The 14,381-nt window shown below is 64.1% G+C and carries 15 protein-coding genes; 6 read left to right on the forward strand and 9 right to left on the reverse strand.

The window, feature by feature from the left end; genetic code table 11:
- Positions 1-63 precede the first annotated feature (63 nt).
- On the reverse strand, positions 64-528 hold the full coding sequence (locus AC0ZT5_RS14120; protein WP_488496931.1) for a cupin domain-containing protein: 465 nt from the start codon (positions 526-528) through the stop codon (positions 64-66).
- Positions 529-799: 271 nt separating this feature from the next.
- Entirely contained in the window at positions 800-1,543 is a 744-nt protein-coding gene (locus AC0ZT5_RS14125; protein WP_488496932.1) for a DUF899 family protein, read from the reverse strand.
- A 181-nt stretch (positions 1,544-1,724) separates the two neighbouring features.
- Between AC0ZT5_RS14125 and AC0ZT5_RS14130 the strand changes: the two genes are divergently transcribed.
- Positions 1,725-2,069 carry a hypothetical protein gene (locus tag AC0ZT5_RS14130; RefSeq protein ID WP_488496933.1) on the forward strand — a complete coding sequence of 115 codons (345 nt, stop codon included), beginning with the start codon at positions 1,725-1,727 and terminating at the stop codon, positions 2,067-2,069.
- Positions 2,070-2,078: 9 nt separating this feature from the next.
- Here the strand turns inward: AC0ZT5_RS14130 and AC0ZT5_RS14135 are convergent, their stop codons facing one another.
- Positions 2,079-2,567, reverse strand: coding sequence for a GNAT family N-acetyltransferase (locus AC0ZT5_RS14135; protein WP_488496934.1), 489 nt, complete (start codon positions 2,565-2,567; stop codon positions 2,079-2,081).
- 5 nt (positions 2,568-2,572) lie between these two features.
- Entirely contained in the window at positions 2,573-3,502 is a 930-nt protein-coding gene (locus AC0ZT5_RS14140) for a transglycosylase SLT domain-containing protein (RefSeq protein ID WP_488496935.1), read from the reverse strand.
- Positions 3,503-3,683: 181 nt separating this feature from the next.
- Between AC0ZT5_RS14140 and AC0ZT5_RS14145 the strand changes: the two genes are divergently transcribed.
- On the forward strand, positions 3,684-4,253 hold the full coding sequence (locus tag AC0ZT5_RS14145) for a methylated-DNA--[protein]-cysteine S-methyltransferase (protein WP_488496936.1): 570 nt from the start codon (positions 3,684-3,686) through the stop codon (positions 4,251-4,253).
- 12 nt (positions 4,254-4,265) lie between these two features.
- On the opposite strand, the gene AC0ZT5_RS14150 is transcribed toward AC0ZT5_RS14145, so the two are convergent.
- Complete coding sequence (locus AC0ZT5_RS14150) at positions 4,266-4,592, reverse strand: hypothetical protein (RefSeq protein ID WP_488496937.1); 327 nt, start codon at positions 4,590-4,592, stop codon at positions 4,266-4,268.
- A 286-nt stretch (positions 4,593-4,878) separates the two neighbouring features.
- On the opposite strand from AC0ZT5_RS14150, the gene AC0ZT5_RS14155 reads away from it, so the two are divergent.
- A complete protein-coding gene (locus tag AC0ZT5_RS14155; protein ID WP_010910991.1) occupies positions 4,879-5,091 on the forward strand; it encodes a cold-shock protein in 213 nt (70 codons plus the stop codon).
- Between the two features lie 648 nt (positions 5,092-5,739).
- Here AC0ZT5_RS14155 and AC0ZT5_RS14160 read toward each other — a convergent pair.
- The 3 genes from AC0ZT5_RS14160 to AC0ZT5_RS14170 form a co-directional block, all read right to left on the reverse strand.
- On the reverse strand, positions 5,740-6,348 hold the full coding sequence (locus AC0ZT5_RS14160; protein WP_488496938.1) for a glutathione S-transferase family protein: 609 nt from the start codon (positions 6,346-6,348) through the stop codon (positions 5,740-5,742).
- A gap of 307 nt (positions 6,349-6,655) precedes the next feature.
- Positions 6,656-7,504, reverse strand: a complete 849-nt coding sequence (locus AC0ZT5_RS14165; protein WP_488496939.1) for an EAL domain-containing protein — start codon at positions 7,502-7,504, stop codon at positions 6,656-6,658.
- On the reverse strand, positions 7,501-8,397 hold the full coding sequence (locus AC0ZT5_RS14170) for an EAL domain-containing protein (protein WP_488496940.1): 897 nt from the start codon (positions 8,395-8,397) through the stop codon (positions 7,501-7,503). Before AC0ZT5_RS14170 ends, AC0ZT5_RS14165 begins: the two co-directional genes overlap by 4 nt.
- 203 nt (positions 8,398-8,600) lie before the next feature.
- Between AC0ZT5_RS14170 and AC0ZT5_RS14175 the strand changes: the two genes are divergently transcribed.
- On the forward strand, positions 8,601-9,803 hold the full coding sequence (locus tag AC0ZT5_RS14175) for a pyridoxal phosphate-dependent aminotransferase (RefSeq protein ID WP_477282446.1): 1,203 nt from the start codon (positions 8,601-8,603) through the stop codon (positions 9,801-9,803).
- 81 nt (positions 9,804-9,884) lie between these two features.
- Here the strand turns inward: AC0ZT5_RS14175 and AC0ZT5_RS14180 are convergent, their stop codons facing one another.
- Positions 9,885-10,280, reverse strand: a complete 396-nt coding sequence (locus AC0ZT5_RS14180) for a (R)-mandelonitrile lyase (protein ID WP_488496941.1) — start codon at positions 10,278-10,280, stop codon at positions 9,885-9,887.
- A 244-nt stretch (positions 10,281-10,524) separates the two neighbouring features.
- Between AC0ZT5_RS14180 and AC0ZT5_RS14185 the strand changes: the two genes are divergently transcribed.
- Together AC0ZT5_RS14185 and AC0ZT5_RS14190 are read left to right on the forward strand one after the other, a co-directional pair.
- Positions 10,525-12,054 (forward strand): putative bifunctional diguanylate cyclase/phosphodiesterase, encoded by a 1,530-nt coding sequence (locus AC0ZT5_RS14185; protein WP_488496942.1) that lies wholly within the window; start codon positions 10,525-10,527, stop codon positions 12,052-12,054.
- 196 nt (positions 12,055-12,250) lie between these two features.
- Positions 12,251-14,302 carry an elongation factor G gene (locus tag AC0ZT5_RS14190; RefSeq protein WP_488496943.1) on the forward strand — a complete coding sequence of 684 codons (2,052 nt, stop codon included), beginning with the start codon at positions 12,251-12,253 and terminating at the stop codon, positions 14,300-14,302.
- Positions 14,303-14,381 lie beyond the last annotated feature (79 nt).

A 14,381-nucleotide genomic window follows, 5' to 3' on the forward strand; every position in this document is an offset into this window, starting at 1 on the left:
CCTGGGTTGCCGGGAGCTTATCCCGCCGCCCGGAGAACGCCAGCGCGGATGCATGGTCCAGAGCTACCCCTGCCCTGGATACGGCGTGCCATCCCTGTGCAAAAAACGTCCGTCGGAGCTGGGGCTCATCATGTCGATGTCGGAGCATGTGATGACATCCTCCGGGTTGCGCGAGCCGACCTCCAGATAGAGCGCCGTCGCGGTGGAACGGTTGATCAGATGATGGCCGTTGCCGCTGTTTTTGGCAAAGGTCGCGCAATCGCCTGCCTTGAGCAGCGTCTCGCCGCCGTCCTCGACCAGCGTCAGTTCGCCTTCCAGCACGGTGACGAACTCATCCTCATGGCTGTGCCAGTGGCGCTGGCTGGACCAGCCGCCGGGCGGCAAGGTCATCAGATTGACGCCGAAATCGGTGAGCCCGCCGGCATCGCCCAGCCGCCGCCGCGTGCGGTCGGCACAGGGTTGATCGAAAGGCGCGGGGTAGCCGGAGCCTTTGCGGACGGGCACGGCTGACAGGTCGATCTTTGGCATGGAATGCTCTCCTCGGGTTTGTGGAGCGATGAACGCCTGCCGTGGCGCTCTACGGCGCCCCCCTCTGTCCTGCCGGACATCTCCCCCAGGAGGGGGGAGATCGGATGTCGCGCCTGATTTCGCCAATTTTCGTTGAAAAAAAGAGCCGGCGTCACAGCTGCCAATCTCCCTCCTTGTGGGGGAGATGTCCGGCAGGACAGAGGGGGGCGCCGTAGAGCGCTGATCTTTGGATAAGGCGTGCTCCAACTCGACGCCTAGAAGGCAAGCCCTCCTAGTGACAACACGCCTCGCCATATTGCAGCTGCTCGTTCCAGTTCGGCCGGCCCTCGGGTGTGAAATCCATCAGGTTCCACAGCGGCTCGCAGGTGCCGACGCCACGCGGATCCTCGCCTGGGTCCGTTGGCGCGAAATCCAGTTCGGAACTCCAGAAATGGCGGATGCCGTCGGCGTCGCGATGGAACACCGACAGCAGCGGCGACTGTGCGCCGTCGGCCGCCTCCGCATTGTAGTCGCGCTTGAAGCCGTTGTTGGCCGACGACACCAGCCGCATGTTGCGCCAGCCGCGGTCGCGGCCGAGCGTGACCAGGTTTTCGAGCGCGGTTTTCGCCACCACGGCGAAGTTGAAGCCAGCGGCTTCGAGATGGCCGACCGCGCCGTCGAATTGGTCGAGCAGCGCCGTGCAGGACGGGCATGGCTGGTCCGGCCGCGCCAGCTTCGCCGTGCCGCCGCTGGTCGCCACGTCGCGCGTCTCCCGCGGGTGGCGGGGAAACATCATGTTGTAGAGGATGAGGGAATCCTTATCAGGCGCAAACAGCTCCGACAGCTTTGCCTTCGCGGGCTTGCCGTCCGGTCCCAGCGCGTCGAACACATAATCCTGAGGCACCAGCCCGCCGGGCGGCAGCGCGCGCCGCGCAACCGCAACCTCTTCCATGGCGCGGCGCAGCCCGATTTCCTTTTGCAGCAGTTTTTCGCGGGCGGTGCGGTATTTGGCGGATTCGTTGGGAAAGGTGATCATGATCGGCTCCTTCGGTCGCGGCGCCGGCGTCCCGGCGCGGTTGCTCTGCGACCCAAGGACGTTTGGCGGCGATCGGCTCCGACATTTCTGCGAATGGCCGAAACGACTTTCTCGCAGCGGAACCTCCCTGACTTTCCAGCATTCTCACCACAGGATAAGCCGGCGGATCTGGGGGGATAAAATGCACCATGACGATGGCGACGAGATCGACCTGCGCTGCCCGCAAGTGGTGGCCGACAATGCAGCCAAGGGGCTGCGGCTGCGCGGCGAATTCGGCCGTGGCGGCACTGAGATCGGCGTGGCCCGCGCCACCGAACTGAAGAACAGGGAAAAGCTCGCGCCCTCCACCATCCGCCGCATGGTCAGCTATTTCGCCCGCCACGAGGTCGACAAGCGCGGCAGGAACTACGGCAACGAGCAAAACCCGTCGGCCGGCTACATCGCCTGGCTGCTGTGGGGCGGCGACGAGGGCCGCGCCTGGGCGTTGGACCTCAAGCGGAAGATCGGCAACGCGCCGGACATCTAAGCGCCCTGCTCAGCTGTACCAATCCACCTCGAACATGCCGAGCCGATCGTAGAGCCGCACTGCGGCGGCGTTCTCTTCGGTGTTCGTCTTCAGGTCGACATGATCAGCGCCGCGTGCGCGAAAGGTGGCGAAGGCGTGCCACATCAGCGCTTCGGCAATGCCCTTGCCGCGCGCCTCGGGATGGACGGCGAGGTCCTTGACGAAGGCCGATTTCCAGCACAGGGCGGCCGCCGCCAGCCGGCCCTTGGCATCGATCACCAGGAAACACAGCGCCGGGTCGAATTCGGGATCCTCCGATATGCGTGGCCACCACTCGTCGAACGGGCCATCGGCACCGTCGTCGAACACTTCGGTCAAGAGCGCATGCAGGGGCGCTGCGTCACCGGGCTCGAAGCAGCGCATGACAAAGCCCTCCGGCCAGTGCGCGGGAACCAACGTCTCGTCGAGGATCTTGCGCAGCCGGATATCGTTCAGGGCCGGCGGGCGCGGTTCAGGCATCGCACTCAGGCGTCGGGCTGCAGGCGGCTGCGCTGGCGGTCGCGACCAAGCCCGGTCGCCTCGAGCAGGCCCTTGCGCTTGGCGTCGAAATAATAGCCGGTCTGGTAGAGCCAGTCGGCCCGCTTGGCGTTACCGCCGGACACCAGCCAGGCGCCACGCAGATATTTGACCGCGTATTTCAAATTGGTCTCGGCGTCGAACAGACCCTTGGCCGGTCCGTCATAGCCCATGCCGCGCGCCGTCGCGTGCTTGATCTGCATCAGCCCCCAATGGCCATTGTTGTAGGCTTTAGGGTTGAAGGTGCTCTCGCGGTTGACGACATGGCGCACCAGGTCCACCGGCACCTGGTAGAGGGCGGCGTATTTCTCGATCAGCCGCTCGACGTCACCGCGCACGCCCGGCGCGTGCTCTTCCTCCGCGGGTGCCATCGGGAATTGGACGAGGGCCGCCGGATTCTGCGGCACCATATAGGCGACCTGCTGGACGCCTGGCACGACTTTCCGATCGCCCTTGGCGGTCGCGGGCATGACGAGCCCGGCGGTCGTATAGGTCTCGGCCGTCTTGACGGTCTCACCTGCGGTCGCCGGCGGCGGCGCTTGCCAGGCATTGGCGGTCATGATGGCGGGGACTGCCGGCGCTGCCGGGGTCGATCCGGCGAAGGCGGCGGTCGCGGCAGCCGGCTGGACGGCGGCATCGGGTGCCGGCGTGGCCGGGCCGGACGTCAATTCAGCCGTCTGAACCGGCGCGATTCCCGATGATTGCGGAAGCACCGAAACGGTGTCCGGCAACGGTATGGTGAAGCCGGCATCAGCGGCGGCAGTCGCGGTTTCGGTCAGAGCAGGCGCGGATTTCATCTGCGAGGTCGACGTGCAACCGCTGATGCCGGCGGCAGCCAGGATCACGCCGATCGCGATAAGAGTGTGTTTTGCTGGCAAGCCGCGCTCGGGTCCGATTTGTCGGGTTATTAAGAAATTCCTTACACCAGCGATTCACGACCGGCAATCGGGGCCATCAGGTGGTTTTCGGGTGGCGAGACTCCGGTCGGGATGCCATATTGTTCTGGATATGTACCGGGAGGAATCCCGGATTTGGCCACTTTGCGGAAAGGAACGCATCATGGAAACGACACCTTCGATCACAGCCGGCCACGCAGTGTTAGAAACAGTGATCGGCTTCATGGGCATCGCCTGGAGCGAAAAGGGCCTGATCCGGCTCTGCCTGCCCGAACGCAGCCGCGAGGCGGTGGAGCGGCGGCTGATGCGCCATGTCGGCGTTTCCGCCTCCACCACCCAGCCGCCATGGGTCGTCGACCTGATCGCCTCGATCAAGGCCTATGCCGCCGGCGAGGATGTCGACTTCACCGGCGTACCGGTCGATCTCGACGGGATAGACGACTTCCGCCTTGCCATCTACGACGCGGCGCGAAAGCTCGGCTATGGCGAAACCACGACCTATGGCGAACTGGCCAAACGCGCCGGCCATGGCGGTCTGCCGCGCGAAACCGGTGCTGCCCTAGGCGCCAATCCGGTGCCGCTGGTCATTCCCTGCCACCGCATCCTTGCCGCCGGCGGCAAGATCGGCGGCTTCTCGGCACCCGGCGGCTCGAACACCAAGGAGAAGATGCTGGCCATGGAAGGCGTGCGCGTCGGCCCGCCGCCACCAGCGCAGGTTTCCTTCGGGTTCTGAGTACCCCGGAGTCTAGTGGCGCCGCAGGAAGCGGTGACGGAAATGTTCGTTATCCGGCCGCTTGCAGTTGTAGACCGGGCAGGACTTTGTGTCGGCGCTCGGCACGTAGGCGCGCGTCCTCACCTCGCCCATGGTGCAGAACTGCTCGCTCTGCACATAGCGGTCATAGAGCTGCAGGCCCGGCACCCGCGTCGACTGGTAACGCAGGATGACCGCGCCGTGGCGCGCGATCGTCGACTGCACACGCCCGCAGCTCATACGCGTCGGGTCATAGCGCGAGATCGCCTGCGCCTGGGCGGCCACCAGCGTCAGGCAGGCGGCAAGCAGAATGGTTTTCATGGTCTTCTCCCCCAAGCTCCTCCCGGATTGAACAACGCCGGGGCCTGATCCTGTTGCGACGCTCTCACGCGATTGGGGCGGCCATTGGGCGGCATCCTGATCACGGCCTTCTCACGCAGTCTTGTTTTTCGTGCGAAAGCAGCCTATATGCGTTCCATTGATATTTCGGCCGATCGATCCGGGCCTCGCGATAATCGCGTTTGCTGACGTCTATCTCCAAAATCTCGATGCACACCGGCTGGACTTCGGTCCGGTCAATCTAAAGCAAATGTGAAGGACTATCTAAATGGCAACTGGAACGGTCAAGTGGTTCAACGCCACCAAGGGCTTCGGCTTCATCCAGCCTGACGCGGGCGGCGCGGACGTATTCGTCCACATCTCCGCTGTCGAGCGCGCTGGACTGTCGACCCTGGTCGAAGGCCAGAAGATCAACTTCGAGATCGAGCAGGACCGCCGCACTGGCAAGTCGTCCGCTGGATCTCTGAGCAAGGCAGCCTGATTTTGCGAATGGCGCGCGCCGGGCGACAGCCCGGGGCGCGCGGCAAGTCACGGATGTACTGACAGTCGCGCGAGAAGCGCGCCGGAGCGGAAAGACCCGACAGACTGGATCAGCAGATAGCTGCCAGACCGGACCGGACGCTCCCGATCAGGCTACCGAAAATGGGAAGGCGGGATTTATCCCGCCTTTTTGTTTGTCTGGGGTTCAGCGTCCTTCTCCCACGGGGAGCTGAGGAGTGGTCCGCGCAGCGGACGAAAAGCCAATTGCTTGGCTTTTCGAATGACGAACGCCCGGCAGGGGCTGTGCTAACGCCTCCTCAAGAGTAACGACCGCAGCCCCAAACACAACGAAGTCTGGCGCCGCCCATCATCTGGCTCCCCGTAAACGGCAGGGCTATCGCATATGGCGCTCCCCCACTCCGTCTCGGCTTCGCCGAGCCACCTCTCCCCCACATTCGTGGGGAGAGGAAATGCCAACCGCCGGGGTCGCAGCCTTGAAAGGCTTGGGTTTCCTCTCCCCCATGGACATGGGGGAGAGGTGGCCGCGCAGCGGCCGGAGTGGGGGGCTGGCGCCGCCATATGCGATTGCCCTGCCGTAAAACGGAGAGAGGGACGCTGTGCTGCCGCTTTCGCCAATCGCCGACGTTGCTCACCCCACCCAGTCGATCGGCACATGTCCGGGATCCGCTTCCACCCGGCCAAGCCAGTCTGCCACCGCTGGATAGGCATCAAGCTGGAAGCCGCCCTGCTCTGCCGTATGCGTATAGGCATAGAGCGCGATGTCGGCGACGCTGTAGGCACCGCCAGCGAAGAACGCATTGGTTTCCAGATGTTTGTTCATCACGCCGAGCGCCTTGTTGCCTCGCTCCAGCGTCACTGCCAGCCGCTCCGGCGTCGCATCCCGGGCGCGTTCTGGAAAAGTCAGCAGCGCCTTGCGCACCGCGATATAGGGCTCGTGGCTGTATTGCTCGAAGAACAGCCATTGATAGGCCAGTCCCCGTTGATATCTGTCCGCCGGCAGGAAGCGCGTGCCCTCGGCGAGATAGAGCAGGATGGCGTTGGATTCGGCCAGCCGCCGGCCGTCGTCGAGTTCGAGCAGCGGCACCATGGCGTTCGGGTTCTTGGCGACATAGTCCGCTTTTCGCGTCTCACCCGTATGTGAACTCACCTCGACATTGGTGAAGGCGAGGCCAAGCTTGGCCATCAGCAGGCGCGGCTTGTAGCAATTGCCGCTGTCGATCATGCCGTAGAGTATCATTGCGGTGCCCCCGGTGCGCTGCCTCTGCCGACGCGATTATCGCAGCGGCCGCGTCCTCAACCAATGATTTGTTTTGGCACGACCATCAGCGCCGCTGATGAAAGCGTCCTTCTCCCCGTTTACGGGGAGAAGTGCCCGGCAGGGCGATGAGGGGCAGCACGGCGCATCAGGATTTCCCTCTTCGCAGCTGAGCCGTCTAACGCGAAAAGTTGGCGCTGCCCCTCATCTGGCTGCCGCCATCTTCTCCCCGCATAGTGACGGGGAGAAGGATGCTCTCGCCACGGATTTCGCCAACCACAAGCACGCCCTAGCCGAACAGCGGCACAACCTTGCTATCCCTGCCAAGCAGCGTGTCGATGGCGAGCGGCTCTTCGTTGAAGATCGTGCCAGCCAACGCCGGGCGGGCGAGAAGAAACCCCTGCAGCAGGTCGGCGCCGCCTTCGAGCGCGACGCGCAGATGGGTGGGCTGCTCGATGCCTTCGACCAGCACCTTGGCGCCGCGGTCGTGCAAGGTCGAAACCAGAGGGCGGAAGAACCGTTCGGCGGCGGCATGGCGGCAGAACTCGGCGAACCAGGTGCCGTCGATCTTGACGATGTCGGGGTGGAGCAGGCTGACCCGCTCCTCCGTCGAGTGGCCGGTGCCGAAATCGTCGATGGCGATGCGGATGCCGTCGCGCCGCATTTCGCGCACCAGTCGGATGAGAAGTGCGTCGTCGGCCGCCTGTTCGGTGATTTCGCAGACCAGCATCCCCGGCGCGAGGCCGAAATCGCCGAGATACCTGGTCATCAGCCGGATCTCGGCCAGCGCCCGCCCGGGATGGTCGTTGATCAGCGGATTGTAGTTGAAGAACAGATCGAGCCCATCGACGCCGATGTTATGAAAATTCCTAAGATGAAGCACCCGGCACATGGTCTCGACAAACAGCCGGTCGGAAGCGGCGATGCTTTCGAAAAACACCTTCGGCGCGCCGGGGCGGCCGGCACGGTGCGGCTCGATCAGGGCTTCGACCGCGACAGCGTGAAGGAAGCGGCCGCGCGGCGCGAAAATCGGCTGATAGGCGCTGCGCAGCCGGAACTCGCCATGGATGCCGTATTCGATACCGACTTCGTCGACCTGGATCGCGTTGCCAACATCGCGCCGCCGCTCGCGCCTCATGGCGTCACCCTGCGCCCGAAGGCCTTCGCCGGCCGTGTCGCATGCGGTGAGGCCGGTTGGACAGGCGCGGCTTCAACGGCCGCGGCGGCGGCCTGCTGCGTGGATTTGCCGAAGACACGAAAGCTTGTCGGCGCCAGTTCCGGCCGCGCCAGCACGAAACCCTGCACCATCGACGCTCCCGATTTCTCGGCGAGTTCCAGTTGCCAGCCCTCCTCGATGCCCTCGAACACCGTGCGGATGCCTTGCTGCTCGAAACTTTTCACCATGGTGGTCAACAGCGCGAAGCCGGCGCCGGACTCCATCAGCTGCGTGATCCAGAAGGCGTCGAACTTGACGATGTCGGGCTTCAGCTCCTTGACGCGGTTGATGTCGGAATCATCGGCGCCATAGTCGTCGACGGCGATGCGAAAGCCGTTGGCCCGCAGCGCGGCGACGAAGCTGTGCAGGGTCTCCTGCGACGCCGAGCGCTGCTCGGTCACCTCGCAGACCACACGGCGCGGATCGATGCCGGCCTCATGCAGCACCAGCCGCATTTCGCGCAAGGCATTGTCGGCAATGGTGCGCTCGGTGAACACCGACGGGTCGAAATTGACGAAGATCGAGGCCTCCTCCGGCAAGCAGGCGCCCGCGTTCAGAAGATGAAGCGTCCTGGTCAGCGCCTCGACATGCAGGCGGTCGGCGGCCGGACAGGTGCTGAAAAAGCTCATCGGCGATTGCGGCTCGCCGTCGCGGAACGGCCGGATCAGCCCTTCGAACGCCGCCACCGACAGCTTGCCCTCGTTGAAGGCGAAGATCGGCTGGAAGGCGCTTTGCAGCGTGTAGATGCCCCAGACACCTGTGGAGGTGCCGTCGTCCTGACGGATGATGTGGGCAAGCCCGATGCTGCGCGACACGGTTCCTCGCTCCGCAAACTGGCGGTCAAACTGTGATCCTGTCACGCAAGCCTCTACCGCCCGTTAATGAATTTATCGTTGCCGATCACGGGTCCTTGAGGCCTGGATCAGCCGACAATGCTTGCACTGCGCGAAATCATGCGACATGAGAAGCGCCGCGGCCGCTCCTGGCCTGCGCCGACCTTGTTTGGAGATATCCGGTCATGGCCTTTCTCGCCGACGCCCTTTCCCGCGTAAAGCCTTCCGCGACCATTGCGGTGACGCAGAAAGCGCGCGAGCTGAAAAATGCCGGGCGTGATATTATCGGCCTCGGCGCCGGCGAGCCGGATTTCGATACGCCCGACAACATCAAGAATGCGGCGATCGAGGCGATCCGCCGCGGCGAAACCAAGTATCCGCCGGTGTCGGGGATCGTGCCGCTGCGCGAGGCGATTGCGAAGAAGTTCAAGCGCGAGAACAATCTCGACTACAAGCCCGAGCAGACCATTGTCGGCACCGGTGGCAAGCAGATCCTGTTCAACGCCTTCATGGCGACACTGAACCCCGGCGACGAGGTCATCATACCGCGCCCCTACTGGGTCAGCTATCCCGAGATGGTGGCGATCTGCGGCGGCACCTCCGTGTTTGCCGACACCTCGATCGACAACGGCTTCAAGCTGACCGCCGCTGTGCTGGAAAAGGCAATCACGCCGCGCACCAAATGGCTGCTGATGAACTCGCCGTCGAACCCGTCGGGTGCCGCCTATACCGAGGCTGAACTGCGCGCGCTGGCCGACGTGCTGTTGAAGCATCCGCATGTCTGGACTCTGACCGACGACATGTACGAGCACCTGACCTATGGCGACTTCGTCTTCAAGACCATCGCCGAAGTCGAGCCGAAGCTCTACGAGCGCACGCTGACCATGAACGGCGTGTCGAAAGCCTATGCCATGACCGGCTGGCGCATCGGCTATGCCGCCGGTCCGGTGGCGCTGATCAAGGCGATGGACATGATCCAGGGCCAGCAGACCTCGGGCGCCTGCACCATCGCGCAATGGGCATCGGTCGAGGCGCTCAACGGCCCGCAGGACTTCATCGCCAGGAACAAGGCGATCTTCCAGGGCCGGCGCGATCTCGTCGTGTCGATGCTCAACCAGGCGCGCGGCATAACCTGCCCGTCGCCGGAAGGCGCCTTCTACGTCTATCCGTCCTGCGCCCAGCTGATAGGCAAGAAGACCAAAGCCGGCAGGCTGATCGACACCGACGAAACCTTCTGCTCGGAGCTGCTCGAGGCCGAGGGCGTCGCTGTGGTGTTCGGCTCGGCCTTCGGCCTCGGCCCCAACTTCCGCATCTCCTACGCCACTTCGGAGACGCTGCTTGAGGAAGCCTGCACGCGCATCCAGCGCTTCACGGCATCGCTGACCTGATCAGGCCAGTCTTGAAATTGAAAACCCGGCTTCACCGCCGGGTTTTTTGTTCGCAACCACGCCTCCTCACAGGCTCGACACTCAGCCGCCATATTGGACTGACGTCACCTCTTCCAGCCAGTCGGCGTGGACACCGTCCAACGCCTCCTGCATGGCGATATGCGTCATCGCCGATTTCGACGCCGCGCCATGCCAGTGCTTTTCGCCAGGCGCGAACGAGATGACGTCGCCGGCCCTGATCTCCTGGACCGGCTCGCCCCATGTCTGGGCAAGGCCGGCGCCTGAGGTGACATAGAGCGTCTGGCCGAGCGGGTGCGTGTGCCAGTGGGTGCGAGCGCCCGGCTCGAAGCTGACCAGCGTGGCCCGCAGCCGCGCCGGCGCCTCCTTCTCGATGATCGGCGTCTGCAACACGCGGCCGGTGAAATACTTTTCCGGCGCTATGATGGTCGGCACGCTGCCGCAAGCAATGATCTTCATCGGGGTGGTCCTGGAACTGGTGAAGCGGCCGGCGACAGACGCCGCCCGACATGTGACGAAAAATGCATTCTCGGCCGATATCATCCCAGGCGCAACCGGCCGTTTCGCGCACCGCCGCAAGACCGTTTTTTCTCCTTAACCATGAACGCTCCCGCACCGTGTCGGGGCACGGAAAGATGGCGAATTCAATGTCTTCTTAACAGCTGCGCACTGGCCCTGAGCCCGCATTTCAAGGGGCGATGAGATGAGCATATTGGCGACGATCAAGGATCACAGCGGCCGGACCTACCGCGGCATCCAGTTGCTGCTTCTGATCAGCATCGGCGCTGCGGTGCTTGGCGCGGTCGACCTGTCGCGAGACCTGCCCTCCAGCAACGCCTTCGCGGTCTCGATCCTCGCCACCAGCCTGGCCCTGCTGGCCCTGATGTATATGCGCAGCAGCGTCGTCCATCGCTTGCGGTCGGCCGCCGCCGCAGAGGCGGAAAAGCATCATTTCCTGACCAGGGACGCGATGACCGGGGCGATGACCCGCCGCTATTTCCTCGAAGCGCTGCACGACAGTCTCGGCAGCATGCGCGACCGGCGCGATGCGACCTTGCTGTTGATCGACGTCGATCACTTCAAGCAGCTCAACGACACGTTCGGACATCAGTTCGGCGACCTCGCTCTGGCGCATCTGGTCAAGACGGCCGAGCGCGTCTTTGCCGGTGGCATGGTCGGACGGCTCGGCGGCGACGAATTCGGCGTCATCGTCCCGCACAACGATCTCGCCATCATCAACAAGAAAGTCAGGCGCGTGCTGGATGCCATGCGGGCCGGGAAATCGCATGAGGGCAAGACCATCCCGCTGTCCATTTCCGTCGGCGTGGCGCTGGCGCCGGCACATGCCTCGAACACGACGGAACTGATGCTGGTCGCCGACCTGGCGCTCTATGAAAGCAAGGCGGCGGGCCGTGGCCGCGTCACTGTGTTCGACGAGGAGATGCTGTCCGACAAGCGCTATCGTCGCCTGGTCGAGCGGGAGTTGCGCGCCGCGGTCTATCTCGGCGAACTCGAGCTGTACTACCAGCCGATCGTCAATCCGGACAGTTCCACCTGTGGCTTCGAAGGGCTGATCCGCTGGCGCCATCCGGTTCGTGGTCTGATCTCGCCGGCCGAGTTCATTCCGATCGCCGAACGCTCGACCCTGATCGAAATGCTCGGCGAGTGGGTGTTCAAGCGGGCCTGCGCCGATATCAGCCATTTCCCCGGACGCCGCATCTCGATCAACGTCTCCGGCGAACAGCTGAAGCGTGACGAGATCGTCACCATGTGCGATCGCGTGCTGAAGGAAACCGGCCGTTCCGCCGCGCAATTCGTCATCGAGATCACCGAGACGGTGGCGACCGCCGCCACGCCCGAAATCCTGCGACGCCTCGAAGCGTTGCGCGGCCTCGGCTTCCACATCGCGCTCGACGACTTCGGCACCGGCCATTGCGGCTTCAACTATCTGAAGACCTTGCCCATCGACAGCATCAAGATCGACCGCTCCTACATCCGCAGCCTCGCCCATGACCAGGTGGCGCAGATTTTCGTTTCGGCGCTCGCCCAGATCGCACGCATCCAGGATGTCACCATCGTCGCCGAGGGCGTCGAGACGCAGGAGGAATTCGCCCTGGCCAAGGCCGCCGGCTGCAATCGTTTCCAGGGCTATTTCTTCGGCCGGCCGGCGCCGCGCGACAAGCTTGGTTCGTTGCGCGCCGTCCATGCCGAGCCGCTGGCGCTGAGCGCCTGAGGCGACGGCCGAAGAATTTCTATTTTTCTTGCCCTGCCGGCAAACAAGTGGGACGATGGCTTTGGGCAGGTGGCCAAACCAAAAGAACCCCGCCCGCGACGGTCGAACAGGCCGGCCGCCGCTCAGGACCGATTGACCAAGCCTGAACCATGCATGCCAGTCGGTCCTACGGGAAACGCCTGAGTGGAGGTCAGTCATGGGTACTCGCGCCGGAGGACGACGCACGGGACCGAAATGCATTGCCATAATCGGTCCCTTCGCCAGCGGTAAGACGACACTTCTCGAAGCCATATTGGCCCGCACGGGCTCAATCCCCCGACAAAACCCCGTCTCATCGGGCAACACCGTTTCAGATCATTCGCCAGAGGCGCGGGCCCACGCGATGAGCGTCGAGGCGACCTTCGCCACCACCGAATTCATGGGCGAGCAGCTTACTTTCGTCGATTGTCCCGGCTCCATCGAATTCTCCTTCGAGGCCGAGCCGGTGCTGGCCGCCTGCGACCTCGCCGTGGTCGTTGCCGAGGCCGACGAAAAGAAGATCCCTGCCCTGCAGCTGATCATGCGCAGGCTCGACGATCTCGGCGTGCCGCGCATCCTGTTCCTCAACAAGGTCGACAAGGCAATCGCCGGCGTGCGTGACACGCTGAAGATGCTGCAGCCGGCCAGCGCCGTGCCGCTGCTGTTGCGCCAGATTCCACTGCGCAAGGATGGCGTCGTCATCGGCTCGATCGATCTGGCGCTGGAACGCGCCTACATCTATCGCGAATATGCCGAAAGCGAAGTGGCCGAGATACCTGGCGATGACAAGGCACGCGAACTGGAGGCGCGCTTCTCCATGCTGGAGACGCTGGCCGATCATGACGACCAACTGATGGAACAACTGCTCGAGGAGATCGAGCCGCCCAAGGACGCCATCTTCGACGACCTCGCCGCCGATCTGCGCGATGGCGCGGTGACGCCGGTGCTGATCGGCGCCGCCGAGAAAGGCAACGGCGTGCTGCGCCTCTTGAAGGCGATCCGCCACGACGCGCCCGACATCGAGGCGACCCGCAAGCGGCTCGGCGCACCCGACGGCGCGGCCACCGTGGCTCAGGTTATGAAGACCATCCACACGCCGCATGGCGGCAAGCTGTCGGTGTCGCGCATCCTGTCCGGCCAGGTCGTCGACGGCTCCGAACTCTGGCTGCCTGGCGGCAACACGGCGAAGGTTTCCGGCATCTACCGAATGCTCGGCAAGGATCAGTTCAAGCTCACCATCGCCAAGGCCGGCGACACGGTGGCGCTGGGCAAGCTGGATGAGGTCAAGACCGGCCAGACGCTGAGTTCGGCCAAGGGCGGCATCAAGCCGCTGCTTGAGTTCGAGCCGCCGCAGCCGGTCTTCGCTTTCGCGCTGCGCCCCAAGGAGCGCAAGGACGAAGTGAAGATGTCGGCCGCCATCCAGCGGCTGGCGGAGGAAGACCCCTCGCTCAGTCTGCGTCACAACCAGGACTCAGCCGAGACCGTGCTGTCGGGCCATGGCGAGATGCATCTGCGGGTCGTGCGCGAGCGGCTGGAAGGCAAGAACCAGATCCCGGTCGAAGGTCATGCGCCGGCGGTGCCCTATCGCGAGACGATCCGAAAATCGGCGCAGCAGCGCGGCCGTCACAAGAAACAGTCTGGCGGCCATGGCCAGTTCGGCGACGTGGTGATCGAGATCAAGCCGCTGCCGCGCGGCTCCGGCTTCCAGTTCACAGACACCATCACCGGCGGCGTCGTGCCGAAGACCTATATCCAGTCGGTCGAGACAGGCGTGCGCGACTATCTGAAGTCGGGCCCGCTCGGCTTTCCCGTCGTCGATGTAGCCGTCAACCTGTCGGACGGTTCCTACCACGCGGTTGATTCCTCCGACATGGCCTTCCAGATGGCGGCCAGACTGGCGATGAAGGAAGGCATGGCCGCCTGCTCGCCGGTGCTTCTGGAACCGGTGATGAAGGTCGAGATCGTCACGCCCTCCGACGCGACCTCGAAGATCATCGCGCTCATCCCGCAGCGGCGCGGCCAGATCCTCGGCTATGATGCGCGGCCTGACTGGCCGGGATGGGATGTTGTCGAGGCAACCATGCCTCAGGCCGAGATCGGCGACCTGATCATCGAGTTGCGCTCGGCGACCGCTGGCGTCGCCAGCTACCGCGCCGTCTTCGACCACATGGCCGAACTCACCGGGCGTCTCGCCGACGAAGCGATGAACGCCAACGGCAAGGCTGCCTGATTCCATCTTCCCCCTCGAACCTCGGTTCGAGGGGGGCAAAATGAAAACGACGCCCGGCGGGGACCGGACGTCGTTTTAT

Source organism: Mesorhizobium sp. CNPSo 4670, assembly GCF_057784235.1.